The 25,370-nt window shown below is 65.8% G+C and carries 19 protein-coding genes and 1 tRNA gene; 13 read left to right on the top strand and 7 right to left on the bottom strand.

Annotation, left to right across the window (positions count from 1 at the left end):
• Nucleotides 1-92: 92 nt before the first annotated feature.
• The 3 genes from DFR52_RS04045 to DFR52_RS04035 all read left to right on the top strand — a co-directional run bounded on the left by DFR52_RS04045 (nucleotide 93) and on the right by DFR52_RS04035 (nucleotide 3,401).
• Complete coding sequence (locus DFR52_RS04045; RefSeq protein ID WP_110031119.1) at nucleotides 93-338, top strand: DUF6429 family protein; 246 nt, start codon at nucleotides 93-95, stop codon at nucleotides 336-338.
• 977 nt (nucleotides 339-1,315) lie between these two features.
• The gene (locus DFR52_RS04040; protein WP_110031118.1) at nucleotides 1,316-2,116 is read left to right on the top strand and encodes an ion transporter; all 801 of its coding nucleotides are present in this window, start codon (nucleotides 1,316-1,318) and stop codon (nucleotides 2,114-2,116) included.
• A gap of 232 nt (nucleotides 2,117-2,348) precedes the next feature.
• Nucleotides 2,349-3,401, top strand: coding sequence for a type I restriction endonuclease (locus DFR52_RS04035; protein WP_170132210.1), 1,053 nt, complete (start codon nucleotides 2,349-2,351; stop codon nucleotides 3,399-3,401).
• Nucleotides 3,402-3,634: 233 nt separating this feature from the next.
• On the opposite strand, the gene DFR52_RS04030 is transcribed toward DFR52_RS04035, so the two are convergent.
• Nucleotides 3,635-4,039, bottom strand: a complete 405-nt coding sequence (locus DFR52_RS04030; RefSeq protein WP_110030598.1) for a hypothetical protein — start codon at nucleotides 4,037-4,039, stop codon at nucleotides 3,635-3,637.
• A gap of 111 nt (nucleotides 4,040-4,150) precedes the next feature.
• Nucleotides 4,151-4,226, bottom strand: a tRNA-Lys gene (locus DFR52_RS04025).
• A gap of 428 nt (nucleotides 4,227-4,654) precedes the next feature.
• Here DFR52_RS04025 and DFR52_RS04020 point away from each other — a divergent pair.
• Complete coding sequence (locus tag DFR52_RS04020; protein WP_110030597.1) at nucleotides 4,655-5,455, top strand: cytochrome c biogenesis CcdA family protein; 801 nt, start codon at nucleotides 4,655-4,657, stop codon at nucleotides 5,453-5,455.
• A gap of 133 nt (nucleotides 5,456-5,588) precedes the next feature.
• On the opposite strand, the gene DFR52_RS04015 is transcribed toward DFR52_RS04020, so the two are convergent.
• Nucleotides 5,589-6,530 (bottom strand): DMT family transporter, encoded by a 942-nt coding sequence (locus tag DFR52_RS04015; RefSeq protein ID WP_110030596.1) that lies wholly within the window; start codon nucleotides 6,528-6,530, stop codon nucleotides 5,589-5,591.
• 191 nt (nucleotides 6,531-6,721) lie between these two features.
• Here DFR52_RS04015 and glmU point away from each other — a divergent pair, with 191 nt between their 5' ends.
• From glmU to DFR52_RS04000, 3 genes are all read left to right on the top strand, one after another.
• The gene (glmU, locus tag DFR52_RS04010; protein ID WP_110030595.1) at nucleotides 6,722-8,095 is read left to right on the top strand and encodes a bifunctional UDP-N-acetylglucosamine diphosphorylase/glucosamine-1-phosphate N-acetyltransferase GlmU; all 1,374 of its coding nucleotides are present in this window, start codon (nucleotides 6,722-6,724) and stop codon (nucleotides 8,093-8,095) included.
• A gap of 112 nt (nucleotides 8,096-8,207) precedes the next feature.
• A complete protein-coding gene (gene glmS / locus DFR52_RS04005) occupies nucleotides 8,208-10,034 on the top strand; it encodes a glutamine--fructose-6-phosphate transaminase (isomerizing) (protein WP_110030594.1) in 1,827 nt (608 codons plus the stop codon).
• A gap of 89 nt (nucleotides 10,035-10,123) precedes the next feature.
• Nucleotides 10,124-10,816, top strand: coding sequence for a DUF502 domain-containing protein (locus DFR52_RS04000; protein WP_110030593.1), 693 nt, complete (start codon nucleotides 10,124-10,126; stop codon nucleotides 10,814-10,816).
• Nucleotides 10,817-10,981: 165 nt separating this feature from the next.
• On the opposite strand, the gene recG is transcribed toward DFR52_RS04000, so the two are convergent.
• Complete coding sequence (gene recG / locus DFR52_RS03995; protein ID WP_110030592.1) at nucleotides 10,982-13,099, bottom strand: ATP-dependent DNA helicase RecG; 2,118 nt, start codon at nucleotides 13,097-13,099, stop codon at nucleotides 10,982-10,984.
• 89 nt (nucleotides 13,100-13,188) lie between these two features.
• On the opposite strand from recG, the gene DFR52_RS03990 reads away from it, so the two are divergent.
• The 5 genes from DFR52_RS03990 (at nucleotide 13,189) to DFR52_RS03970 (ending at nucleotide 19,938) form a co-directional block, all read left to right on the top strand.
• Nucleotides 13,189-13,512, top strand: a complete 324-nt coding sequence (locus tag DFR52_RS03990; protein WP_110030591.1) for an FAD assembly factor SdhE — start codon at nucleotides 13,189-13,191, stop codon at nucleotides 13,510-13,512.
• A complete protein-coding gene (mfd, locus tag DFR52_RS03985; RefSeq protein WP_110030590.1) occupies nucleotides 13,509-17,018 on the top strand; it encodes a transcription-repair coupling factor in 3,510 nt (1,169 codons plus the stop codon). The genes DFR52_RS03990 and mfd overlap by 4 nt, the downstream gene beginning before the upstream one ends.
• Nucleotides 17,019-17,069: 51 nt before the next feature.
• Complete coding sequence (locus tag DFR52_RS03980; RefSeq protein ID WP_110030589.1) at nucleotides 17,070-17,423, top strand: ADP-ribosylation/crystallin J1; 354 nt, start codon at nucleotides 17,070-17,072, stop codon at nucleotides 17,421-17,423.
• A 508-nt stretch (nucleotides 17,424-17,931) separates the two neighbouring features.
• Nucleotides 17,932-18,603 carry a permease gene (locus tag DFR52_RS03975; protein WP_245415215.1) on the top strand — a complete coding sequence of 224 codons (672 nt, stop codon included), beginning with the start codon at nucleotides 17,932-17,934 and terminating at the stop codon, nucleotides 18,601-18,603.
• A 216-nt stretch (nucleotides 18,604-18,819) separates the two neighbouring features.
• Nucleotides 18,820-19,938 carry a metallophosphoesterase gene (locus tag DFR52_RS03970; protein ID WP_110030587.1) on the top strand — a complete coding sequence of 373 codons (1,119 nt, stop codon included), beginning with the start codon at nucleotides 18,820-18,822 and terminating at the stop codon, nucleotides 19,936-19,938.
• 267 nt (nucleotides 19,939-20,205) lie between these two features.
• Here DFR52_RS03970 and DFR52_RS03965 read toward each other — a convergent pair whose 3' ends face one another.
• On the bottom strand, nucleotides 20,206-21,201 hold the full coding sequence (locus tag DFR52_RS03965; protein WP_110030586.1) for a LysR family transcriptional regulator: 996 nt from the start codon (nucleotides 21,199-21,201) through the stop codon (nucleotides 20,206-20,208).
• A gap of 190 nt (nucleotides 21,202-21,391) precedes the next feature.
• Between DFR52_RS03965 and DFR52_RS03960 the strand changes: the two genes are divergently transcribed.
• Nucleotides 21,392-22,690: an MFS transporter gene (locus DFR52_RS03960; protein ID WP_110031116.1), complete on the top strand. Its 1,299-nt coding sequence runs from the start codon at nucleotides 21,392-21,394 to the stop codon at nucleotides 22,688-22,690.
• A gap of 46 nt (nucleotides 22,691-22,736) precedes the next feature.
• Here the strand turns inward: DFR52_RS03960 and DFR52_RS03955 are convergent, their stop codons facing one another.
• A complete protein-coding gene (locus DFR52_RS03955) occupies nucleotides 22,737-23,426 on the bottom strand; it encodes a DsbA family oxidoreductase (protein ID WP_110030585.1) in 690 nt (229 codons plus the stop codon).
• A gap of 40 nt (nucleotides 23,427-23,466) precedes the next feature.
• Nucleotides 23,467-25,284, bottom strand: a complete 1,818-nt coding sequence (locus DFR52_RS03950; RefSeq protein WP_110030584.1) for an extracellular solute-binding protein — start codon at nucleotides 25,282-25,284, stop codon at nucleotides 23,467-23,469.
• Nucleotides 25,285-25,370: the final 86 nt, after the last annotated feature.

The following is a 25,370-nucleotide window of genomic DNA, read 5'->3' as shown; positions in this document are numbered from 1 at the left end:
AGCACCCAGTCGGTCTTTCCGAGCGATTGCACGTTGCGTTGATTTGGGTGATTATCCCGTGCGATTTGCTGTTGAACAGGTGGGCCGCAACGATGGAGATCGATGAGGACAAGGTTGACGACGCGGTGCTGGCGCTCCTGTGGCTGACGCTGCACGACGGGTATTGGGCCTGGAAGGGGTTTGACTGGGGGACGACGGATCGGCTGCATCGGAAAGGCCTGATCGACGACCCGGCGAACAGGTCGAAGTCCCTTCTGCTGACCGACGAGGGGCTGCGCCGGTCGGAGGAGCTGTTCCGCAAACTGTTCGCGCGGCAGCCGGTATCGCCCCGGTCTTGATCGTCTTCCGCTCCGGACAGTGATCGGCCGAGCCGCCTTCAGCGTCGGGATCTTGATGCAGTTGCGCGGCAGGAATTGAAGGTGAGGGGGGCGCGCCGCCTGGCCCCTCGCCCTTTGACGGCGGCTCCAGCCGCACGCCGACGCCTGATGTCTGGCGACACCCTCTCCTCCGTCATGCCGGGCTCGACCCGGCATCCAGCGGCTCGCGTCCGCGAGCCGGGAGACTCTTTCGGACCGTCCGCAAGCAGGGAGTCTCTCACCGCGCGGACGCGTGGGTCTCTGGACCCCGCCCTTCGAGGCTCGCTGCGCGAGCACCTCAGGAGGGGCCGGGGTGACGGTGTGGAGGAGGCGGCATATGCAATCCTGCTCCGAATCTTCACTCAGCCCCTCACTGTCAACATTTCGGATAGGCTCGCCCGTGTTGGCGGCGGGAACCTAAGTGAAGGCGCGGAGCCCGAAGACCATGCGGCGCGCGGACGACCTCCTCACCTGCAATTTCTAGCGCTTAACTGCGTTAAGACGCTGAAATTGCTTCCTCTCCCACCAAGGGAGAGGATACAAAATCACAGTCTTGGACCGCAGGGCCAAGCTGTAGATTTTGTTGGTGAGGGGGGCCGGACGCATCCGGAATATGCCTAACCCAAAATTTCTGCCGCGCGATTGCACCAAAGCGCTGAAACCGCGTCCTCTCATCTCCACGGCTGGGCGGCGTCAACGATGCGTGAATGCCGTAGCCTCAAGGGGAAGCGGGCGGCCGCGGTTTCCATGGTTCACCTCTGGCCCTGTGGGGGCGGATCGGGGCGTCTCCCACCGGGCAGGTTTTCATCGCGGTCCCGATTGAACCTGCCGTCGCCCGCGCCCATATCGCCGTCACCCGGCGATGGAGCCGGATTTTCTGTATCCGGCGCTGTCGGGCGCTTGACGGCCGACCCCGACCGCGACACAGCTGCCGCCACCAACCACGAGTTTCAGCAATGATGGACAGTCTTCGCAAATTCCTCCAGTCGCGCCGCTTCGAGGCGTTCATCACGGTGCTGATCGTCATCAACGCGGTGACGCTCGGGCTCGAAACCGTGCCGTCGGTGACCGCGCTGATGGGACCGGCGCTCATCGTCATCGACCGCGCCATCCTCGGCGTGTTCGTGGTCGAGATCCTGCTCCGGCTGATGGCCTGGCGGCTCGATTTCTTCCGCGATCCCTGGCGGCTGTTCGACCTGGCCATCGTCTCGATCGCGCTGCTGCCGGCCGCCGGCAGCCTGTCGGTGCTGCGCGCGCTCAGGATCCTGCGGGTGCTGAGAATCGTCGGAATGGTGCCGTCGCTGCGCCGGGTGGTCGGCGGGCTGGTCGCGGCGCTTCCCGGCATGGGATCGATCATGCTCCTGATGGCGCTGGTGTTCTATGTCTCCTCGGTGATGGCGACCAAGCTGTTTGCCGACTCCTTTCCGGAGTGGTTCGGCTCGATTCCCGCCTCGGCCTATTCGCTTTTCCAGATCATGACGCTGGAGAGCTGGTCGATGGGCATCGTCCGGCCGGTCATGGTGGAGTTCCCCTATGCCTGGGCCTTCTTCGTGCCCTTCATCGTCTCGACCACCTTTACCGTGCTCAACCTGTTCATCGGCATCATCGTCTCGGCCATGCAGGCCGAGCACGAGGCCGAGGCCACCGCCGACCGCCAGGCGCTGCAGAGCGAGCAGGGCCTGATCCTCGAGGAACTCAAGTCCATCCGCATCGAAATCGCCAGCCTGCGCGCGGAGGGGGCGGGGACTCGGCAGGGGTGAAGGGCAGGCGCCACCCTCGCCCTTCGAGGGCCGCCAGGGCGGCCTCGTCAGGATGAGGGTGCAAAGGCAGCCGTTTCCCTCCTGGCATTGTGCTTCCGGACGGCGAACGGTTGATCCAGTTCAGAAATCATAGTCACTGCCAAGCCTCATGCCTCGGAAGCCGTGTTCGACTTCCCGCTTGACGTCCATCACAGCATCAGCAACTCTGCGCGGAGAACGGGTGGGGGACATGATGAGTACAATCGAAGAAAATTTGCGTTCGATTTCCGATCGCGTGAGGTCTCATTCCAGTACGATGGCCACTGAAGAAGCGGTAAAGACCGCGGTCGTACTGCCTTTTCTCCGCGCATTGGGATATGATGTATTTGATCCGACGGAGGTGGTTCCGGAATTCACAGCGGATGCTGTCGGAAAGAAGGGCGAAAAAGTGGATTACGCTATCAATATTGATGGCGACATCCGAATCTTGATTGAATGCAAACCAATTTCGATGACGCTCGAAAAGAAGCACCTTGATCAGCTTTTCCGTTACTTCACGGTCACAAAAGCGCGATTTGCAATCCTGACCAATGGTCGGACATTCAATTTCTACACGGATTTGGACGAGACGAACAAGCTGGATACCCGCCCATTCCTCGTGTTTGACATCACCGATTTTAACAGCGGAATTCTGTCCGAACTGCGTAAGTTCGAGAAAGCTGCTTTCGATGTCGACGCTATTCTCGCAACCGCCGAGCGCCTGAAATACACCTCCGGCGTGAAGCAGGAAATATCCAAATTGATCGAAGAGCCGAGTGAGGATTTCGTGCGGCTGGTCTCACGGAATGTCTATGAAGGTCAAATGCGGGCTCAGGCCAAGGAGATGCTGACCGGAGTGGTGCGAGCTGCCTTTCGCGAGGTCATCATGGATCAGGTAAAGAATCGTCTGTCGAGTGCGCTGGCCGATACTCAGGAAGTGATCGAGACAATTGATGATCCGGCACATGAAGAACCTGATGTGGTCACTACCGAGGAGGAACGGGAGGGCTATATGATCGTCAAGGCCATTGCCCGCGAAATCCTCAGTTCCAAGCGGATTCTGATGCGCGATGCGAAGTCCTATTGCGCAGTTCTTGTCGACAACAACCGCAAGCCGTTGGCACGCCTGCATTTCAACAGATCAGTCAAATATATTGGTCTGTTCGACGGCGAGACCGAAGATCGGGTGATTATTGAATCTCTGGATCAAATATATGAGTTCAGTGATCGCATCAGGCAGACAGCAAGGAAATATGCGTCTGAATGAGGCGATGAGAGGTGGAGGGGGCGGTGGAGCAGCACAATATCTACCGTTTTGGCTCCCCGTACCATAGGTCGCTTTCTTGACAAACACTCTTCTGTTCCCCATATTCGGGTTGCAGTTTCGAGGTGGGAACGGCCTCCCCACGCACCCGAGAGGGTTAGTAGCCGCAAGGTGAAGAGATCCAGGACTTGGCGCCCTGGCGAAAATAGAAAACCCCGCACATGCTGCGGGGTTTTTTATTCTGTTGCGATCATATGTCCCTTGCGAAGCCGGTTCTCGAGTTTGCCGCTGCCGATCGGATAGGTGGATTTCACCATATAGACACCTCTGCCGGTGGGTTTGATCAGCACCGCGACCAACACAATGAGGCCCGCCTCGTTGACCTCCCTGACGAGTTCGAAACCTTTCCCTGCGTGCCTTGGGGATTGGCCCACATGAGTTGGATCGGTGACGGTCTGAGCCAAATACGGCACGCAGCTCATGAAGCTGTCCGGGTGCGATCTGAGCGCATGCCGTTGTGCCGGAATCGTGAACGCAACGTGGCCTTCCGCAAGATCCAGCCCGAACGCCCTCAAGTGATGAACAGGCAGCCTTCCAAGCAGCAACGGCTTGAAACGAGGATAGATCGTGATTTCGGACATTGGCAGGCCCCAGAAAACGGGGCGAAGCTTGGCATTTGCTGGATAAGTTGTCTATCGACCGGTTCAAGGCACCGGGTTGTTCCGGCCCAACTGAATTGGCCAGTTTGTTCTTGGTGAGAGCGCCGGGGCTCGAACCCGGGACCAACTGATTAAAAGTCAGTTGCTCTACCAACTGAGCTACGCTCTCCCACGGCCCGCCGGGGCGGTCCGAATGGCGCGGAACATAGGGAGGCGCATTCCGATGGTCAACCGGAAATATCAGCGTTTCCGGCGTTTGCGCCGAGGCCGTTGCTGCGGTGCGGCAGCAGTTGCTTCCGGCGCCGAAGTTGCCCAGCGACAGCGGCGGACCGGGACGTTTCAGCGCAGGGGCGGCCGCGCCCGAAAACGTGACTGGCGTGTGGGCGGCGCACTGGCTAGAACCCCGGGGCGGCATCCGTGCCCCGCAGCCATCCGGCAGGGCGCAACGGCCGGCAGCGAAGGCGGCAGGCCTGAACGGGCGGCAGGGTCCGGATCCGCCGGGCCGGGTCTTGCGACCGGCCTGGCCGCCGCGGACCTGGCAAACCGCAGTGGCGGCCGCACCGAAATCCGGGTTTCCCGGCGTATGGAGTCTCGATCTTGACCATTGCCGACATCTCGCTGCTGACCGCCATCCTCGCCGGCGCCCTGTCGTTCCTGTCGCCCTGCGTGCTCCCGCTGGTGCCGCCCTATCTGTGCTACATGGCGGGCGTCTCGGTCGAGGATTTTCGCGGCGCCGCCCGGTTCCCGGATCATCCGGCGCCCGAGGGCGCGTCAGCCGCTTTGGCCGCAACCCGTCCGTCGCGCGACGAGACCCGCCGCGCGGTGATGCTGGCGGCGCTGTTCTTCACGCTCGGCTTTGCCACCGTCTTCGTCGCGCTGGGCGCCGGTGCCTCGTCGATCGGCACGGCGCTGAGGCAGAATCTCGACATCCTGGCCAAGATCGGCGGCGTCGCCATCATCATCATGGGACTGCATTTCCTCGGGTTGTTCCGCATCGGGCTCTTGGCGCGCGAAGCGCGGTTCGCCGGCGGCGGCAAGCCGGCGACGCTGTCGGGCGCCTATGTGATGGGGCTCGCCTTCGCCTTCGGCTGGACGCCCTGCATCGGCCCGGTGCTCGGCGCCATCCTCGGGGTGGCGGCATCGGGCGACACCGTCTCCTCGGGTGCGATCCTGCTGGCCGCCTATTCGCTGGGGCTTGCCGTGCCGTTCTGGATCGCGGCGCTGTTCTCCGAAAGCTTCATGCGCTTCGTGCAGACATTCCGCCGCCATCTGGGCCTGGTCGAAAAGATCACCGGCGGGCTGCTGGTGCTCACCGGGGTGATGTTCCTCACCGGCGGCATGGCGGCGATGGCCTACTGGCTGCTCGAGACCTTCCCGGCGCTCGGCGCCATCGGCTGACGCGCGGGCGCCGTGCCGCCCCCGGGCCTGTCGCGCGTGCCTCCGCTTTTCAAACAATCGGAGAGGCGGTCAAGGCTCGCGGCCTGTGGCATTGTCCTGCGACGGCGCGGGTTTGACGTCGTCTGGAAAGGAGTCAGACCGGCCGCATGCGCCGCGGCCAGCGGAAGGTGGCGAGCACCAGGCCGCCAAGCACGGTGGCGATGCCGATGGCATGATGGCGCTCGAACGGCTCGCCAAGCACCAGCACCGCCATGCCGACGCCGAAGGGCGGTAGCAGATACATGAACACGCCGGCCGTCGAGGCGCCGAGCCGTGCGACGCCGTACTGGAAGCCCGAAAAGGCGAGCAGCGAAGCGAAGACGACGATGCCGGCGATTCCGCTCCAGGCCGACCAGGTGACCGGCATGCGCGCGCCCGTCAGATACTCCCAGGCCGCGAACGGCGCCAGCAGCAGGGTGCCGGAGATCGCCGCCAGCCCGAACAGCGCCAGCACCGGCAGGCCGGCGGTGCGCGGCCCGCGCAGCAGCACCGAATAGACCGCCCAGGCAAGTGCTGCGCCGACAAACATGAGGTCACCGAGATTGAAGGCATTGCCCGCCAGCGCCGAGGGATCGCCGCGCATGACGATGATGGCCACGCCGGAAAATCCGAGCACGATGCCGACGAGCTCGCGCCAGCTGGTGGCGCGGCCGTAGAAGAGCCGCTCGATGGCGAGAATCATCAGCGGCGCGGTGGTGTAGATCAGCGTGCCGTTGGTGGCGGTGGTGTATTGCAGCGCCACATAGACGCCGGCACCGCAGACGACCATGCCGAGCAGTCCCATCAGCAACCAGTGCGACGTTTCTCCGGTGACATAGGCGCGGGCGCGCGGTCCGGCGGAGATCACGACCGGCAGCAGCACCAGCGCCGACAGGCCCCAGCGCAGGAAAGCCAGCGTGAAGGGCGCAACCTCGGAGATGGCGTAGCGGCCGAAGATCAGATTTGACGAGAAGAACAGCGGCGTCACCAGCATCACCAGCCAGGGCAAGAGGCGGGAGAGGGGTTCGGGGAGGGGCAGCTGCGGAGAATCGGTCATCTCTCCGGCATATCAGCCCCGAGGCGGGCGCAGAATGCCAATTCCGCCCGTGACGCCGGCGCGGAGGCGATTCTGTCGGATCGGGCGGGGCGCGCGACATTTTACGGAGACGGCGATGTCAATGGGATGACAAAATAGTCGAGTTCGGTTCTAACGGTCGCAGACCTGCAATCCGATGATGGAGTGAGACAATGGCGCGAACCTGCCTGGCCGTGATTCTGGCCGCCGGCGATGCCACCCGCATGAATTCGGCCATCTCGAAGGTGCTGCATCCCGTCGGCAACCTGCCGATCATCAGCCATGTGACCGGGGCCGCCGCTCGCGCCGGTGTCAGCCATGCGGCGCTGGTGGTGGGCCGTGACGCCGAAGCGGTGACCGCGGCGGCCGGGCGCGCCGAAATCGCGGTCACGGCCGTGGTGCAGGCAGAACGGCTCGGCACCGGGCACGCGGTGCGGGCGGCGCGGGACGTGATTTCCCGGGGCTTCGATGACGTCATCGTGCTCTACGGCGATGCGCCGTTGATCAATCCCGAGAGCCTCAAGGCGGCGCAGGCGGCGCGCCAGGCCGGCGCCGATGTGGTGGTGCTCGGCTTCCGCGCCGCCGACCCGACCGGCTACGGCCGCATGATCATCGAGAACGGCGAACTCGTCGCCATCCGCGAGCATCGCGACGCCAGCGAGGCGGAGCGCCGCATCGATTTCTGCAATGGCGGCATCATCACCATGGACGGGGCGCAGGCCCTGTCGCTCATCGACGCGATCGGCAATGCCAACGCCAAGGGCGAATACTATCTCACCGACGTGGTCGAGATCGCACGCGCCCGCGGCGGCAAGGTGGTCGCGCTCGAGGCGCCCGAGGAAGACCTGATGGGCTGCAACACGCGCGCCGAACTCAGCGAAATCGAGGCTGTCTGGCAGCGGCGCCGGCGCACCGCGCTGATGCTGTCGGGCGTGTCGATGATCGATCCCTCGACCGTCTACCTCTCCCATGACACCGAAATCGCGCCCGATGTCACGATCGAGCCGGGTGTCTGGTTCGGCGAGGGCGTGCGCGTCGGCCGCAATGCCGTCATTCACGGCTTCTCGCACATCGAGGGTGCCACCATCGGGGAGGGCGCCCAGGTCGGGCCCTTCGCGCGTCTGCGGCCCGGCGCCGATCTCGGTGAGGACTCGAAGGTGGGCAATTTCTGCGAGGTCAAGAAGGCCGAGATCGGTCCGGGCGCCAAGGTCAACCATCTCACCTATGTCGGCGACGCCCGCATCGGCGCCGGGGCCAATATCGGCGCCGGCACCATCACCTGCAATTATGACGGCGTGAACAAGCATCTGACCGAGATCGGCGCCGGCGCCTTCATCGGCTCCAATTCTTCGCTGGTCGCCCCGGTGCGCATCGGCGACATGGCCTATGTCGCCTCGGGCAGCGTGGTGACCGTAGACGTGCCCGCCGATGCGGTCGCCTTCGGTCGCGCACGGCAGGAGAATCGCGAGGGCATGGCGAAGGTGCTGCGCGAGAAGGCCCGGGCGCTCAAGGCCGCCCTGACGGCGGCAAGGAAGCCGGTTGAATGAGCCGGAAATTACACCGCGTCACCAAACGTGAGCAGGCAGGGCCGGCGGTGGAACTGGCGTGACGGAGTGCAACCGCCTATAGGCGGTTGCAGGTGAATTAAAGGAGATGCGCATGTGTGGAATCGTTGGCATAGTCGGCAATCGTGAAGTGGCGCCGCTGCTTGTCGATGCGCTCAAGCGGCTCGAATATCGCGGCTATGATTCGGCCGGCGTCGCCACCATCGCCGACGGCAGGCTCGACCGCCGCCGCGCGGAGGGCAAGCTCGTCAATCTCGAGCAGCTGCTCGCCGCAAACCCGCTGCCCGGCCATGTGGGCGTCGGCCACACCCGTTGGGCGACCCACGGCGCGCCGACCACCAACAACGCGCATCCGCATTTCACCGACGGCGTTGCCGTCGTCCACAACGGCATCATCGAGAATTTTGCACCGTTGCGCGCGGAGTTGACCGCGGCGGGCGCCGACTTCGTGACCCAGACCGACACCGAGGTGGTGGCGCAGATGATTGCCGCCCACATCCGCACCGGCATGGACCCGCGCGCGGCGACGCTTGCGACGCTGCAGCGGCTCGAGGGCGCCTATGCGCTGGCGGTGATGTTCGACAGCGACGACGGCATGATCATCGGCGCCCGCAACGGTCCGCCGCTCGCCGTCGGCCACGGCAAGGGCGAGATGTTCCTCGGTTCCGACGCCATCGCGCTGGCGCCGTTCACCGACGAGATCACCTATCTCGAGGACGGCGACTGGGCCGTCGTCACCCGCGCCGGTGCCGAGATCTACGATCACAACGGCAACCGGGTCACGCGCGCCAGCCAGATCTCCAAGGGCACGGCCTATGTCGTCGACAAGGGCAATCATCGCCACTTCATGGAGAAGGAAATCTATGAACAGGGCGAGGTGGTGTCGCACACGCTCGCCAACTACCTGGATTTTGCCGGTGGCAGGGTCAAGCCGGACACGTCGGGGATCGATTTCGCAGCGCTCGACCGGCTGGCGATCTCCGCCTGCGGCACGGCCTATTATGCCGGGCTGATCGGCAAGTACTGGTTCGAGCGCTTTGCGCGGCTGCCGGTGGAGATCGACGTCGCCTCCGAATTCCGCTACCGCGAGATGCCGCTCACCGGCACCATGGCGGCACTGTTCATCACCCAGTCGGGCGAAACCGCCGACACGCTGGCGTCGCTGCGCTACTGCAAGGCGCAGGGCGTGCGCATCGGGTCGGTCGTCAATGTGGTGGAATCGACCATCGCGCGCGAATCCGATGCGGTCTTCCCGACGCTGGCCGGCCCCGAAATCGGCGTCGCCTCCACCAAGGCCTTCACCTGCCAGCTTTCCGTGCTGGCGTCGCTGGCGATGATCGCCGGACGCGCCCGCGGCACGCTGTCGGACGCGGACGAAAAGGCCATGGTGCAGGCGCTGGTCGAGGCGCCGCGGCTGTTCAACCAGATCCTCAACACCATCCAGCCGCAGATCGAGGCGCTGTCGCGCGAGCTGTCGCGCTTCAAGGACGTGCTCTATCTCGGCCGCGGCACCAGCTATCCGCTGGCGCTGGAAGGGGCGCTCAAGCTCAAGGAAATCTCCTATATCCACGCAGAGGGCTACGCGGCGGGCGAGCTCAAGCACGGGCCGATCGCGCTGATCGACGAGACCATGCCGGTCATCGTCATTGCGCCGCACGACCGCCTGTTCGAAAAGACCGTATCGAACATGCAGGAAGTGGCCGCGCGCGGCGGGCAGATCATCCTCATCACCGATGCCGCGGGCGCGAAGGCCTCGACGCTGAAGACCATGGCGACGATCGTGCTGCCGGAAGTCTCCGAAATCGTGGCGCCGATCCTCTATGCGCTGCCGGTGCAACTGATTGCGTATCACACTGCCGTTTTCATGGGCACGGATGTCGACCAGCCGCGGAATCTCGCAAAATCCGTGACGGTTGAATAGCTTCCGTCTTGTTCTGAGCTTGCCGCAGACCCTATATGTTGCACTGGCGCCCGCTCGGGCGCCGGATCCCGGATCGGCAGGCTGAACCCATGACAGACAAACCCAAGAAGCAGTCCGCCAGCCTTAGGCTGAGGCGCTATTTCCTGACCGGCCTGATCATCTGCGCGCCGCTGGCGATCACCGCCTACCTCACCTGGTCGTTCATTCTCTGGGTCGACGGCTGGGTCAAGCCCTACATGCCGGCAATGTACAATCCCGACACCTATCTGCCGTTTCCGGTGCCGGGCTTCGGCCTGCTCACCGCGCTGTTCCTGATCACCATGATCGGCTTCCTCACCGCCAACCTGGTCGGCCGCTCGATCCTCGCCTTCGGCGAGTCGCTGCTCGACCGGATGCCGCTGGTGCGCACCGTCTACAAGGGGCTCAAGCAGATCTTCGAGACGGTGCTGGCCGAGCAGAGCAACACGTTCAAGCAGGCGGGCCTTATCGAGTATCCGCGCAAGGGCCTCTGGTCCATCGTCTTCATCGCCACGGCGACAAAGGGCGAGGTCAACCACCGGCTGCCCGGCGACGACGACACGATTTCGGTGTTCCTGCCGACGACGCCGAATCCGACCTCGGGCTTCCTGCTGTTCGTGCCGCGATCGGACGTGGTCTATCTCGACATGAGCGTCGAGGAGGCCGCCAAGATGGTGATTTCGGCAGGTCTGGTGTCGCCGGAGTTCCCGCCCAGGCAGATCGAGTCGCCGAAGGGCAGGGGCAGACTCACCGTCGAGACCTGACCGACGGCTGACAATCCGAATCATGAGACGGCGGCAAGCCGCTGGGCGGGTTTGGTTTTCGCCTGTGGCTATCGCCTGCTGGATGCCGCGTCGAGCCCGGAATGACGGAGGTGAGAGTGGCGCGGGCGTCGGACATCGGGCGCGTCGGCTTCCTGCGTGGCGGTCTCAGCCGGCGCGCAGGAAGCGGATCGCCTCGTCGCGGCGCATCAGGTAGAGCAGCATCCGCAATGCCGCGCCGCGCGGGGTGGCGAGGTCGGGGTCGCTTTCAAGCACATTGCGGGCGTCGTCGCGGGCGATCTCGATCAGGTCGCCGTGCACGGCCGGGTTGGCGAGCCGGAATCCGGGCAGGCCGGACTGGCGGGTGCCGAGCAATTCGCCTTCGCCCCTGAGCTTGAGATCCTCCTCGGCGATGCGGAAGCCGTCTTCCGTCTCGCGCAGCACGGCCAGGCGCGCATGCGCCGTTTCCCCCAGCGGCGAATGATAGAGCAGGATGCAGCTCGAGGCGTCGTCGCCGCGGCCGACGCGGCCGCGCAGCTGGTGGAGTTGCGCAAGGCCGAAGCGCTCGGCATGCTCGATCACCATGATGGTGGCGTCGGGCACGTCGACGCCCACTTCGATCACAGTGGTCGCCACGAGGAGCCGCGTCTCGCCGCGCTTGAAGGCGAGCATGGCGTTGTCCTTTTCCTCGGCCGACATGCGGCCGTGGACGAGCGCCACCAGCGGCGCCAGCCCAGGGCCGAAAGCCTTGCAAAGGCTCGCGTGGCGAGACTCGACGCTCATCAGGTCGCTGTCCTCGGAATCCTCGACCAGCGGGCAGATCCAGTAGGCCTTCCTGCCGTCCTCGAGCGCCGCCTTCAGCCGGGCGACGATGTCGGAGATGCGGTCGTCGGGGATGGTGACGGTGGCGATCGGCTTGCGGCCGGCGGGCTTCTCGGTGAGTTTGGAGACGTCCATGTCACCGAAGGCCGAGAGCACCAGAGTGCGTGGGATCGGCGTCGCGGTCATCACCAGCATGTGGGGCGCCGTGCCCTTGGCGGTCAGGCGCAGGCGCTGGTGGACGCCGAAGCGGTGTTGCTCGTCGACCACGGCGAGCACCAGATCGTGATAGACGACACTTTCCTGGAACAGGGCGTGGGTGCCGATGATGATGCGCGCCTCGCCCGAGGCGATGCGCGCCAGGATCGCCGCGCGCTCCTTGCCCTTGGCGCGCGCGCTCAGCACGGCGACCTCGATTCCCGCGGCCTCGGCCATCCTCGACAGGCTGGCATGGTGCTGGCGGGCGAGAATCTCTGTCGGCGCCATCAGCACCGCCTGTCCGCCCGATTCCACCGCGTCGGCCATAGCCATCAGCGCCACCGCGGTCTTGCCGGAGCCGACATCGCCTTGCAGCAGGCGGAGCATGCGCTCGTCCCGGGCCATGTCGGAGAGGATGTCGGCCACCGCCAGCCGCTGGCTTTCGGTGAGCGAGAACGGCAGCGCGTCGACAATCCGCTGCCTGAGCAGGCCCGGGGCCCGCACCGCCTTGCCCGGCAGCTTGCGCAGGCTTGCGCGGACCAGCGCCAGCGACAGCTGGCCGGCGAGCAGCTCGTCATAGGCGAGCCGGCGGCGGGCAAGGGCCTGCGGGTCGATGTCATGGCGGTCGCGCGGATCATGCAGGGCGCGGACCGCATCGGCAAAGGCGGGGAACCCCAGACGCCGGACCAGATGCGGGTCGGCCCATTCCGGCAAGTCCGGGAGCAGCGCCAGGGCCGCCTCGATCGCCTTGCGCAGCACTTTCGGCGACAGGCCGGCGGTCAGCGGATAGACTGGCTCGAAGGCGGGCAGCGTGTCGGCCTCGGCGAGCGCCACGATGTGATCGGGATGCACCATCGCCGGGCGGCCGTAGAACCATTCGGCCTTGCCCGAGATCATCACCATCTCGCCCACCGGGAGCTGCTTTTCGAGCCAGGCCGGCTGGGCGTGGAAGAAGGTGAGCGCCATCTCGCCGGTGTCATCGTGGACATACACGCGGTAGGGGATGCGACGGTTGCCCTTCGGCGCAGGCTGGTGGCGGTCGACGCGAACCTCGAGCGTCACGACGACCCCTTCGGGGGCGTGGGCGATCCCGGGATTGAAGCTGCGGTCGATGAGCCCGTGCGGCGGCAGCAGCACCAGGTCCAGCGCCCTTGTGTCCTCTGCCGATTCGCGTCCCGCCAGCTTGCTCAACAGCTTGGCGAGCCTCGGCCCGATGCCGGGCAGGCTTTCGACGGTGCGGAAAAGCGGATCGAGTTCGAGTGGTCGCATCGGCGCACAAGAATGGGAAAAACCCCGAAACGCAAGCTGACAATTGGGCAAGCCTGCGCTAAGGAGGCGCTTGATTTGAAAGGGCAGCCATGACCGGCACCAGACGCAGCAGCGCCGACCTCGATCCACGCCGCCGCCGAATCCTCATCCGATCCTGGCGCCGCGGCATCCGCGAGATGGACCTGATGTTCGGCGGCTTTGCCGACAACGAGCTGGCGGGGCTCAGCGAGCAGGAACTCGACGAGCTGGAAGTGCTGATGATCGAGGACGATGCGGACATTCTCAACTGGATTACCGGCGAGAAACCGGTGCCCGCGCATTTCGACACCGGCCTGTTCCGCCGCGTCGCCGCCTACCGTCCGGATTTCCATGCCGATGGCGGGCTGATATCCGATCCGGCCGAGCGTTCATGACCGAGGCCTTCTCCGCACGCGCCGTGGCCGCCGCCCGCTCGCCGGTGACGCTCTCCGGCGTCCCGCAGGGCATGGAGGCGTTCGCGCTGGCCGATCTCGCCCGCGCCGGCGCCCCGGTCGCCTATGTCCTCTCCGACGGCCAGCGCGCCTCCGACCTCGAGCAGAACCTGGCCTTCGTGGCGCCCGATATCCCGGTGCTCATCCTGCCGGGATGGGACTGCCTGCCCTATGACAGGGTGTCGCCGGGCGCCGATGTTTCGGCGCAGCGGCTCAACGCGCTCTCCGGACTGGTCGGAATCGCGGAGAAGCCGCATGGCGCCATCGTGCTGATCACGGTCAACGCGATCCTGCAGAAGGTGCCGCCGAAGGCCGCGATCCGCGAGCTGGGCTTTACGGCGCGCGCGGGACACGTGCTCGCCATGAACGATCTCGTCGCGCGCCTCGAGAGGCAGGGATTCGAGCGCACCGACACCGTGCGGGAAATCGGCGAGTATGCGGTGCGCGGCGGCATTCTTGACGTCTTCGTACCTGGTGGCGAGGAGCCGGTGCGGCTCGACTTCTTCGGCGACACGCTGGAAAGCGTGCGCAGTTTCGATCCGGCGACCCAGCGGACCACGGCCAAGGCGGCGTCGCTCGAACTGCAGGCGATGAGCGAGGTGACGCTCGACAAGCAGACCATCAGCCGCTTCCGCACCAACTATCTCGCCCGCTTCGGCGCCGCCACCCGCGACGATGCGCTCTATGTGGCCATCAGCGAGGGACGCCGCTTCGCCGGCATGGAGCACTGGCTGCCGCTGTTTCACGAAGGGCTCGAGACCGTCTTCGACTATCTCGACGGCTTCCGGATCGTCACCGATCACATGGTGGCCGAGGCGGCCACGGAGCGCCGGGCACAGATCGTCGACCACTACCAGGCGCGCGAGCATGCGCTGAGCCAGCACAAGGCGTCGGGCATGCAGGCCGCCCCCTACAAGCCGGTGCCGCCGGACCTGCTCTATCTCGACGAGCATGAGCTGGCGCGCGAACTCGAGCAGCGCGCCGCCATTCGCATCTCGCCGTTCCAGGAGCCGGAGACCTCGGTCAGGCATGTGGTTGCCGTCGATGCCCGTGTCGGGCCGCGCTGGGCGGCGGAGGCGGAAAACCGCAAGGACGAGGGCCGGGTCAACCTGTTCGACAAGGTGGTCGCCCATGTCGGCGAACGCCGGGCGGCAGGTTCCAAGGTGCTGATCACCGCCTGGAGCGAGGGCTCGCTCGACCGGCTGCTGCAGGTGCTCGGTGAGCACGGGCTCGAGCGCATCGTGCCGGTGGCCGACCTCGCCGCCGCCCGCGCCATGAAGCCGGGGCAGGCGGCGTCCGCGGTGCTTGCCATCGAGGGCGGCTTCGAGACCGGCGACCTGGTGGTCATCGGCGAGCAGGACATTCTCGGCGACCGGCTGGTGCGGCGTTCGCGGCGCAAGAAGCGTGGCGCCGATTTCATCAACGAGGTCTCCGGCCTCGACGAGGGCAGCCTGGTGGTGCACGCCGAGCACGGCATCGGCCGGTTCGTCGGGCTCAGGACCATCGAGGCGGCCGGCGCGCCGCATGCCTGCCTGGAACTGCACTATGCCGGCGACGCCAAGCTGTTCCTGCCGGTCGAGAACATCGACCTGTTGTCGCGCTACGGCTCGGACAGCGCCGAGGCGCAGCTCGACAAGCTTGGCGGGGTCGCCTGGCAGTCGCGCAAGGCGAAGCTCAAGAAGCGTCTTCTCGACATGGCCGGAGATCTCATCCGCATAGCCGCGGCGCGTCACATGCGCACGGCGCCGGCGCTGATGGCACCCGATGGTCTCTACGACGAGTTTTCCGCCCGCTTCCCCTATGACGAGACCGAGGACCAGCAGGCGGCGATCGATTCGGTGCGCTCCGATCTCGGCCTCGGCCGGCCGATGGACCGTCTGATCTGCGGCGATGTCGGCTTCGGCAAGACCGAAGTGGCGCTGCGCGCGGCATTCATCGCGGCGATGAACGGCGTGCAGGTGGCGGTCGTGGTGCCGACGACGCTGCTCGCCCGTCAGCATTTCAAGACCTTCACCGAGCGCCTGCGCGGCTATCCGCTCAGGGTGCAGCAGGCCTCCCGGCTGGTCGGTTCGAAGGAACTGGCGCTGACCAAGGCGGAGCTCAAGTCGGGCAAGACCGACATCGTCGTCGGTACCCACGCGCTGCTCGGCGCCTCGATCGACTTCGCCAATCTCGGCCTGCTGATCATCGACGAGGAGCAGCATTTCGGCGTCAAGCACAAGGAGCGGCTGAAGGAGCTGAAGTCCGACGTGCATGTGCTCACGCTGTCGGCGACGCCAATCCCGCGCACTCTGCAACTGGCGATGACCGGGGTGCGCGAGCTCTCGCTCATCACCACCGCGCCGGTCGACCGCATGGCGGTGAGGACCTTCATCTCGCCGTTCGATTCGCTCACGGTGCGGGAATCGCTCTTGCGCGAGCACTATCGCGGCGGCCAGAGCTTCTATGTCTGCCCGCGCGTCGCCGATCTCGACGATGTCGCCGCCTGGCTCCGTTCGGATGTGCCGGAGCTGAAATTCGCCATCGCGCACGGCCAGATGGCGCCGGGCGAACTCGACGACATCATGAACGCCTTCTATGACGGCCAGTACGACGTTCTGCTGTCGACCACCATCGTCGAATCCGGCCTCGATGTGCCAACCGCCAACACGCTGATCGTGCACCGCGCCGACATGTTCGGCCTGGCGCAGCTCTACCAGCTGCGCGGCCGCGTCGGTCGCTCCAAGGCGCGAGCGTTCGCGCTGTTCACGCTGCCGGTCAACAGGACGCTGACCGCCACCGCCGACCGCCGCCTCAAGGTGCTGCAGTCGCTCGACACGCTCGGCGCCGGCTTCCAGCTCGCCAGCCACGACCTCGACATCCGCGGCGCCGGCAATCTGCTGGGCGAGGAACAGTCCGGCCACATCAAGGAAGTGGGCTTCGAACTCTACCAGCACATGCTCGAGGAGGCTGTGGCCGAGATCAAGGGCGACGATGACATCGTCGACACCGGCTGGTCGCCGCAGATCACGGTGGGCACGCCGGTGATGATCCCGGAAAACTACGTCCCCGACCTGCATCTGCGGCTGGGCCTCTACCGCCGGCTTGGCGAGGTCACCGAGGTGGAGGACATCGACGGCTTCGGCGCCGAACTCATCGACCGCTTCGGTCCGATGCCGGTCGAGGTGCAGCATCTTTTGAAGATCGTCTTCATCAAGGCGCTGTGCCGCAAGTCCAATGTCGAGAAGCTCGACGCCGGTCCGAAGGGCGTCGTGGTGCAGTTCCGCAACAAGGAATTCCCCAACCCGGCGGGCCTGGTGCAGCTGATCTCGCGGCAGGGACAGCTCGCCAAGATCCGCCCCGACCAGAGCGTGGTCTTCATCCGCGACCTGCCGACGCCGGAAAAGCGTCTGACTGGCGCGGCCGTGGTGATGACGCAGCTGGCGGAGCTGGCGGTCAAGGGCGGGTGAGGGCGGTGGGCCGGCCCTTGCCACGTCGCTGGAATCTTGCTTATTGGCTGCATGACAGACAACCCTGCAACCGTCGTTCTCTGGCGCCCGGTGGGCCCGAAAGAGCTTGAGTTGATCCGGCAATCGGGAATGCGGGCCTTTCCGCCACGCCTGCCGGAACAGCCTATTTTCTATCCGGTGCTGACCGAGGATTATGCCGTCAGGATCGCCCGCGACTGGAATGTCCCGGCGAGCGGTTCTGGCTATGTGACGCGCTTTCGTGTGCGAAAGGACTTTCTCGGTGGCTACGATGTGCAGGAGGCCGGCGGGCGAGCCCATCGCGAATACTGGATCCCGGCCGAAGGGCTCGCCGCGTTCAATGCCACTATCGTCGGCGAGATAGAGGTCGTGCAGGAGTTCCGCTGAGGCTGACACAGGGGCAGCATGCAGCACCGAAACGATTCTGGGGAAGAGGCTGCCGTTGGCTCGGTTGCGAGCGCCCATACCGTGATCAAGGGACTTTGACACAGAGGCGATAAGCCTATCGGCAGTTTCCGCCTGACCGAAATCCGACTTGCGGCTGTCCTGTTCACAGCCGCAAGGGACTTGCCAGCGGCTCGGCCCACCTCTAACCTCGATAGTCGTTGGTCCCGGGAATTTCCCTGATCCCAAGAGGTATGGCGCGATGAAACGCAGTTATGAAAAGCCGGCACTGGTCAAATCGCACCTGAAGCTGCAGACGGTGACGGCCCAGTCCATACCCTCGGGTTCTTCCAAGCAGTAGTCGAATGATGCGGAGTCGCCGACGCGGCCCACACCGGTCCGGTCGCGCTCAGGGCGCTTGCTACGCAAGGCAGGAGACGGCCGGTCCGTTGGTGCGGTCCGTCTCCAGGCGTCACCATGCACGCTTGTGGGAGCGCGTCCATTGGATCTGATGAGGCTGCTGAAGTCGCTCGAGGAACTGCTCTACGAGCTGGTGTCCTGGCTGATCTTCTATCCGGTGACGATGTGGCGCGCGGTCTCAAATCCGTTGCAGATGATGCGCTATGCCGATGTCGAACTCTCCGACAGGCCGGAGCAACAGTACGAGGACACGCTCAGTCCGCCGCTGTTCCTGCTCATCACCCTGATGATCGCGCAGGCGCTGTCATCGGCGCTGCCGTCGATCTACGAGCACGCGGCAATTCCCAAGGCGCTTTCCACCGGCTCCAATCTGCTCATCGTCCGCGGCGTGATCTTCAGCGCTTTCCCGCTCGTGATGGCGACAAGCCTGCTCCGGCGCAAGGGCGTCCGGCTGACCCGGGATACGCTCAGGCCGCCCTTCTACAGCCAGTGCTACGTGGCTGCCCCCTTTGTCCTGCTGCTCGGTCTTGGACTCGACCTGATGCTGATCCCGCAACAGCGCGGACTGGCGACCGGCCTTGCCGCCGTGCTCGCAGCGGTGCTCTGGTACGGGCAGGCGGAGACCCGCTGGTTCATGCGCGACCTGCGCATCGGCGCGGTCCGGGCCGCGGCGCTGGTGGCGGGCGGCATGGCGCTGGCTGCGGCGGTCACGCTGCTGCTGGCGTTGGCGATCGGACTGGCGCTCAAGGATTCGACGGGATAGGGATGGCGGCAGCAACAAAATCCCCTGTCACTCTGGGCAACACTGGTTCAGCAACCCATATGCCGTATCCCGGAGCGCCCGCGCGTTCGAATCCCGGCACCGGATCGCCGGGACCCCTTTCACCCGAGCAGGGAGCCGGCGGCTCCTCGCTTCCCATCGCCGATCCCGCGTCTGTTCCCGCCGGATTTCTCCGCTCAGACCAGAGGCGCCCCGCTGATGTTTCATTTCGTGTTCGGACTTCCCTGGCTGATTGTCGTTGTCCGCTTCATCCTGCCGCTGCCCTGGCCCTGGATGTTCAAGCTGATGCTCGCGCTCGTGCTGCTGATCGGCTCGCAATACCATCTGGTCTCCCGGCTGTCGTCGGGGTCGGTGTTTGCGCCGGAGTTCCCGAGATCGCTGGTGATCGGCTTCAACATCGTGTTCGCGGCCGTGGCGATGCTGGCCGTGTTCCAACTCGTCCTCGATGCAACGACGATCGGCATCGCGCTGATGCAATGGACGTTCCCCACCATCGCTCCCGGCGTTCGCTACGCACTCGGAATTTCCGCCCTTGCCCTGTCGGTGCTGGGCGTGAGCCAGGCCGTCGTGGTGCCGCCGCTCAAGGACATGGAGATCGCCATTGCCGATCTTCCGCCGGAATTCGACGGATACCGTCTGGTGCAGCTCACCGACATGCACATCAGCCGGCTGTTTCCAGCGGCCTGGACGGAGGCGGTGGTGTCGGCGACGAATGCACTCGATGCCGATATGATCGTCATCACCGGGGACTTCATCGACGGCACGCTTGACAGGCGGCGCGGTGACGTCGAGCCGCTGCGCAAGCTCGTCGCCCGCGACGGCATCTACGCGATTACGGGAAACCATGAGTATTTCTTCGACGCGGGCGCCTATATGCGGCACTTCGCGGCCATGAACATGCAGGTGCTGGCCAACCGTCATGCGGTGATCGAGCGCGGGGAGGCCAGGCTGGTGATCGCGGGGCTCAACGATCTTTCAGCCGCCCGGGCCGGCTCGCCCGCATCCGATCTCCGGGTGGCGCTCAGGGGCGCCCCGCAGGGGGCTCCAGTCATCCTGCTCGACCATCATCCGGGCCAGGCGAGACAGGCCGCCGAGGCCGGCGTGGCGCTGCAGCTGTCGGGACATACCCATGGCGGCATGATCGTCGGCATGGACCGGCTCTTGGCGCGCGCCAACAATGGCTTCGTCTCGGGCCTCTACAGGATCGGAGCCATGCAGCTCTATGTCAACAACGGCACTGCGCTCTGGCCGGGCTTTGCCTTGCGGCTGGGGCGGCCTGCGGAGCTGACCCGCATCACGCTGCGGCGCGGGACGTGAGGCCATGCCGGCCCGAGGCCGGGGTGAGGGGCAGAGGGATCCGGTGCGCGCCGCTTGTCCGGAGTGCGAGGTGAGCCTCGGAAGCGAAGCCTGATGTCTGACGCCGGCGACGCTCTCTCATGCCGGTCCAGAAGCGACCCCAGCCGTGTGGCGTGATGTCTGACGCCGCTCTCTCCTCCGTCATGCCGGCTCGACCCGGCAGCCAGTGGCTCGCGTCCGCCAGCCGGGAGGCTCGTCGCGGAGGTGGCGGCGGTCTACACATGGCGCTCAGCCCTGAGGCCTGGTCCCCTCAAAATCATACTGTCCCCTGGATGCCGGCCGACTCCCATCCCTCCGCTCGGAGGCGGGATCACCGGTCCTCGACGTGCTCCAGGACCGGAACTCCTCGAAGATCAGCGCCCTGAGCCAGCGGTGCACCGGGTCGGCGTCCATGCGCGGGTGCCAGGTCTGGGTGATGACCACGCGGGGCGTGGGCACCGGCAGCGCGAACTGCTCGACGCCGGCCATCGTGCCCGGCTGGCAGCAGGACCGCGGCACCAGGCCGATGAGATCGGACGCCGCAGCCACCGCGATCACGGCCGGATAGCTTGGCACCACCAGATGCACCTTGCGCGTGAGCCCGAGTTCGGCGAGCGCGTCGTCGACCGGGCCGTTGAACTCGCCGCGCCGGGAGCCCACGACGTGGCCGCAGGCGGCATAGCGCCCGGCGTCCACGGGCGGCGCAGACAGGATCGGGTGGCCGGTCCGGGCAACGCCGACGAAGGAATCCTCGAACAGGGTCTGGCCGCGCAGTTCGGCGCCGTCGCCGGACACGACGCCGATGTCGAGGTCGATGGTGGCGTCGCGCAGCAGTTCGATGTCCTTGTCGGGCTTGGGGGCAAAGCGCAGCCGCACGCCGGGTGCGGCGTTGGTGACGTTGGCGCTCAGCCGGGCGGCGTAGAGCAGCACGAAGGAATCGTTGGCCCGGATGGTGAAATCGCGCCTGAGATCGCGGATCTCTACCGGCGGGGAAGGGCTGAGCACCGTCTGCACCGCCGCCGTCAGCGTGCGAACCTCGCCGGCGATCGCCTCGGCATGCGGCGTGGCGACCATGGCGCGTCCGGCCGGCACCAGAATCGGGTCGCCGAGCGCAACCCGCAGCCGCGCCAGGGTGCGGCTCATGGCCGAGGTGCTCAGGCCGAGCCTGCGCGCGGCGCCCGAAACGCTCTTCTCGCGCAGCAGCGCGTCAAGGGCCACGAGCAGGTTTAGGTCGATATCGGGCATGGGGCTACTGTATCGATGCATGGCGTTCGGTGCAACGGTGGTTTTCCTCTGTTGCGTATGGTGCAATCGGGAGCTCGCGGATATCTCTGTGCGGATGCCAGATGATGAGGTGTGCCCGATGACCTATGCAAGACCACTCGACCTCGCCGATGACGGACTGCCCGCGCCGCGGCGGCACCTTGCCGTCGCCGTGCTTTTGATGGCGCTGATTCTTGTCGTTCTGGACGCCGCCATCGCCAATGTGGCGCTGCCATCCATCGCCGCCTCGCTCGGCGCCCATCCGGGCGACACGGTGTGGGTCGTCTCCAGCTACCAGCTCGCGGTGCTGGTGGCGCTGCTGCCCTGCGGCGCGCTGGGCGAGATCTACGGGCCGCGGCGGGTGTTCCTGATCGGTGTCACCGTCTTCACGCTGGCCTCGGCCGCCTGCGCGATAGCGACCAGCCTGCCGATGCTGGTGGGGGCGCGCTTCGTCCAGGGCCTGGGGGCGGGGGCGATCATGGCGCTGGCGGCGATGAACCTGCGTTTCGCGGTGCCGGAGCGGATGCTCGGCAGCATCATCGGCTTCAACACGATGGCGGTGGCGATCTCTTCGGCGGCCGGCCCCGGCGTGGCGGGCGCGATCCTGTCGCTGGCGAGCTGGCCCTGGCTGTTCGCGGTCAATATCCCGATCGGCATCGTGGTGCTCGCCTGCGGCGGTTTTCTCGGCCACCTCGGGGGCGTCAGGCGGCGGTTCAACCTTGCGGCGCTGGCGGCCAACACGCTGATGTTCCTCCTGTTCTTCGCCGGCGCCGACCGGATTGCCGAGGCTCCCGTCGGCGGGGCGGCGCTGATTGCCGGCTCCGCCCTCTGCCTCTTCGCGCTGCTCCGGCTGGAACGAGATACGAGCACGCCGATCGTGCCGACGGACCTGCTGGCCGAGCCCGGCTTCCGGATCGCGGCCATCGGGTCGGTTGTCTGCTTCACCGGCCAGATGCTGGGATTCGTGGCGATACCCTTCTACCTGCAGCATACAATGGGCATGTCGCCTGCGCTGGCCGGCCTCCACATGATGGCTTGGCCGGCCGCGACGATCATCATCGCTCCGGTCTCCGGCCGGCTGGCCGACCGGATCAAGACCGCCTGGCTGTGCGCCATCGGCGGCGGCCTGATGGCGGCCGGGCTGCTGATTGCCGGGCTGGCACCCGCCGATCCGAAGGCGATCCTGTTTGTTCTGGGAATGGTGCTGGCCGGCGGCGGCTTCGGCCTGTTCCAGACGCCGAACAACCGGATCCTGCTCCTGTCGGCGCCCAAGGCCCGCAGTGGCGCTGCGGGAGCCATGCAGGGCACGGCGCGGCTGACCGGGCAGACCATGGGCTCCATCGCCATGTCGGTCATCTTCGCGCTTGCGCCGTTGTCAATCGCCCCCAACCTGGCGCTGGTGCTTGCCGGGGTTTGCGCCGCGGTAGCGGCGGTGATCAGCCTCAGTCGGGCCCGTTACGAGGCGAGCTAGCCCGGGGACCCGCGTGGGCGAGTGCCGAACCGCGCTCCCACGCCGATCAGCCGCGACCGGTGGCACTCTCCCCGGCTTCCGTGTGCCGGTTGGCGAAAATCTCCCGCAGCGCGTCTTCCAGCGTGTCGGCAGGCTGGGCGCCCATCACGGCGTATTTGTTGTCGATTATGAAGCACGGTACGCCGGTCACTCCCATCTCCCGGGCCATGTCGATTTCGGCCCGGACCTCGGCGCGGTCGGCGTCGCCCTTGAGCAGGGTGGCGATCACCGCGCGATCCATGCCGGCATCGGCGGCGGCCTCGATGAGCACGGCGTCATCGCCGATGTTGCGTCCGTCCTCGAAATACATCCGGAACAGCGCGTCGACGACCTTGCCCTGGGTCTCTGATCCTTCCGAGCCGGCCCAGCGGATCAGCCGATGGGCGTCGAGCGTGTTGGCGGACACCTCTATGGCATCGAAATCGAAATCGATGCCGTCATCCTGGGCTGCCTGTCGCACCGCCCGATAGGCCTGCGTGGCGCCATCGGGGCCGCCGAACTTGTCCTCGAGATAGCGCCGACGGTCCTTGCCGGCCTTCGGCAATGTCGGGTCGAGCTGGTAGGGGCGCCAGCGAATGTCGACCTCGAAGGCGCCGCCAATGCCGGCGAGCGCCTGCTCCAGGCGGCGCTTGCCGATATAGCACCATGGGCACATGACATCGGAGACGATGTCCACGGAGAGGGGCTTGTTGCTCATGATCTTCTCCTTTTCTGCAGCCCTGAACCTAGGGCGGCGGTCAGGGCTTTTCCACCCGGCCGTCCCACCAGGCGGGCAGATAATAGCCGTAGAGCGGCGGCTTGCCGGCCGGGCCGGTGATGTAGCTGCGGTGCGCCATCCAGGTTTCGGCCAGGTGATAGGTCGGCACCACATAGTAGCCGGCAAGCAGCACCCGGTCATAGGCGCGGACGGCGGACTGGAAGTCCTCCAGGCTGACCGCGTTCAGAAGAGCATCGATCATGGCGTCCACCGCCGGATCGGCGACGCCCGCGAAATTGAAGCTGCCGGGCTGGTCTCGCGAGGCGGAGCCCCAGCGACCGATCTGCTCGAATCCCGGCGACAGCGAGGACGGATAGGACTTGACGATCATATCGTAATCGAAGGTCTGGCTGCGCTGCTGATACTGGGCGTCGTCGACGGTGCGGATCGCCATGTTGATGCCGAGCGCTGCCAGAGAGCGCTGGTAGGCGATGGCGAGCTTTTCCTGGCCCTCGTTCTGGGTCATCATCTCGAAGGAAAGCTGCTTGCCGTTTGCATCGACCAGCTTGCCGCCCCTGATGGCGTAGCCGGCGGCCTGCAGTTCGTCCAGCGCGGCGCGCTGCACCTTGCGGTCGCGGCCGGAGCCATCGGTGGCCGGCAGACGCCAGGTCCCGTCCATGATCCCGGCGGGCACCGCGTCGGAGAAGGGTGCGATAAGGCCGCGTTCGCGCTGGTCGGCGGGCCGGCCAAGGCTGGAAAGGTCGGAGCCCTGCCAGAACGACTGGGTGCGGGTGTAGACGTTGTCGTAGAGGTTGCGGTTGACCCATTCGAAATCGAACAGCCAGGTCAGGCCCTTGCGGACGTGAATGTCCTTGAACAGGTCGCGGCGGGTGTTGAAGACGAAGCCGAACACGCCCGACGGGGTCTGCGACGCATAGGTCTCCTTGACGATCTCGCCTGAATGGACGGCGGGAAAGTCGTAGCCTCGCTGCCAGTTGCTGGCGCTGCCGTCCGGATAGACGTCGAACAGCCCCTTCTTGAAGGCTTCGAACTGGGCCGATGCGGAGAGGAAATACTCGATCGAGATCTCGTCGAAATTGTCGAGGCCGCGCTTGATCGGCAGATCCCTGGCCCAGTAGTCGGGATTGCGCTTGAAGCGGATGCGTTCGCCGGGCCTGATCTCGTCAATGAGATAGGGACCGGACCCGACCATCGGTTCCAGCGACGACTGGTCATAGGTGGCGGGATCGATGGCGTGTTTTGGCAGCACGGGCGACATCGACAGGATCATCGGAAATTCGCGGCTGGCCTTTTCGTTGAATGTGAAGCGGACACTGAGGTCCGAGATCTTCTTCATCGAGGCGACGGCGTCGAGGCGGCCGGCATAGGGCGGACGGCCCTTGTCGCGCAGCAGCTCGAAGGTGAAGATGACGTCGTCGGCGGTCACCGGCTCGCCATCGGACCAGCGCGCCCTGGGATTGATGTTGTACTGGATGAAACTGCGCTCCGGGTCCCATTCGACGCTCTCGGCCAGCAGGCCGTAGAGTGTGAAAGGTTCGTCGACAGAGCGCTGCATCAGTGTCTCGTAGACAAGGTTGCCGTATTCGAGATCGACCACGCCGCGGGCGAATGTGCGCATGCTCTTGAGGATGAAGGGACGGACGCTGTCGAAGGTGCCGACGACGCCATAACCCACCTTGCCGCCCTTGGGCGCATGCGGATTGGCGTAGGGCAGGTGGTCGAAGTCCATCGGCAACGCCGGTTCGCCGTGCATGGCTATGCCGTGGACGGGTTCCGCCGAGGTCGCGGCCGGCGCCGCCAGCAACGCCAGGCCGAGGGCAAGGGCAAGTCGCCACATGCGGGTGCGCCCTGGCAGATTTGGGTAGGTCATGTCTCACCGATCCGGGTTGGCCGCGGGATGGGCGGCGGGCGAGGGCCGCAGGC

The sequence above is a fragment of the Hoeflea marina genome (assembly GCF_003182275.1).
In the GTDB taxonomy this organism is placed as follows: domain Bacteria; phylum Pseudomonadota; class Alphaproteobacteria; order Rhizobiales; family Rhizobiaceae; genus Hoeflea; species Hoeflea marina.
This window is presented reverse-complemented; position numbering and strand designations above follow the sequence as displayed.

What these genes read in the sequence shown, in the direction of transcription:
- DFR52_RS04035 (WP_170132210.1), top strand. Translation starts at nt 2,349, where the DNA reads ATGAGTACAATCGAAGAAAATTTGCGTTCGATTTCCGATCGCGTGAGG.
- DFR52_RS04045 (WP_110031119.1), top strand. Translation starts at nt 93, where the DNA reads ATGGAGATCGATGAGGACAAGGTTGACGACGCGGTGCTGGCGCTCCTG.
- glmS (WP_110030594.1), top strand. Translation starts at nt 8,208, where the DNA reads ATGTGTGGAATCGTTGGCATAGTCGGCAATCGTGAAGTGGCGCCGCTG.
- DFR52_RS04015 (WP_110030596.1), bottom strand. Translation starts at nt 6,530, where the DNA reads ATGACCGATTCTCCGCAGCTGCCCCTCCCCGAACCCCTCTCCCGCCTC.
- glmU (WP_110030595.1), top strand. Translation starts at nt 6,722, where the DNA reads ATGGCGCGAACCTGCCTGGCCGTGATTCTGGCCGCCGGCGATGCCACC.
- DFR52_RS03950 (WP_110030584.1), bottom strand. Translation starts at nt 25,284, where the DNA reads ATGTGGCGACTTGCCCTTGCCCTCGGCCTGGCGTTGCTGGCGGCGCCG.
- DFR52_RS03970 (WP_110030587.1), top strand. Translation starts at nt 18,820, where the DNA reads ATGTTTCATTTCGTGTTCGGACTTCCCTGGCTGATTGTCGTTGTCCGC.
- mfd (WP_110030590.1), top strand. Translation starts at nt 13,509, where the DNA reads ATGACCGAGGCCTTCTCCGCACGCGCCGTGGCCGCCGCCCGCTCGCCG.
- DFR52_RS03980 (WP_110030589.1), top strand. Translation starts at nt 17,070, where the DNA reads ATGACAGACAACCCTGCAACCGTCGTTCTCTGGCGCCCGGTGGGCCCG.
- recG (WP_110030592.1), bottom strand. Translation starts at nt 13,099, where the DNA reads ATGCGACCACTCGAACTCGATCCGCTTTTCCGCACCGTCGAAAGCCTG.
- DFR52_RS04000 (WP_110030593.1), top strand. Translation starts at nt 10,124, where the DNA reads ATGACAGACAAACCCAAGAAGCAGTCCGCCAGCCTTAGGCTGAGGCGC.
- DFR52_RS03975 (WP_245415215.1), top strand. Translation starts at nt 17,932, where the DNA reads ATGAGGCTGCTGAAGTCGCTCGAGGAACTGCTCTACGAGCTGGTGTCC.
- DFR52_RS04030 (WP_110030598.1), bottom strand. Translation starts at nt 4,039, where the DNA reads ATGTCCGAAATCACGATCTATCCTCGTTTCAAGCCGTTGCTGCTTGGA.
- DFR52_RS03965 (WP_110030586.1), bottom strand. Translation starts at nt 21,201, where the DNA reads ATGCCCGATATCGACCTAAACCTGCTCGTGGCCCTTGACGCGCTGCTG.
- DFR52_RS04040 (WP_110031118.1), top strand. Translation starts at nt 1,316, where the DNA reads ATGGACAGTCTTCGCAAATTCCTCCAGTCGCGCCGCTTCGAGGCGTTC.
- DFR52_RS03990 (WP_110030591.1), top strand. Translation starts at nt 13,189, where the DNA reads ATGACCGGCACCAGACGCAGCAGCGCCGACCTCGATCCACGCCGCCGC.
- DFR52_RS03955 (WP_110030585.1), bottom strand. Translation starts at nt 23,426, where the DNA reads ATGAGCAACAAGCCCCTCTCCGTGGACATCGTCTCCGATGTCATGTGC.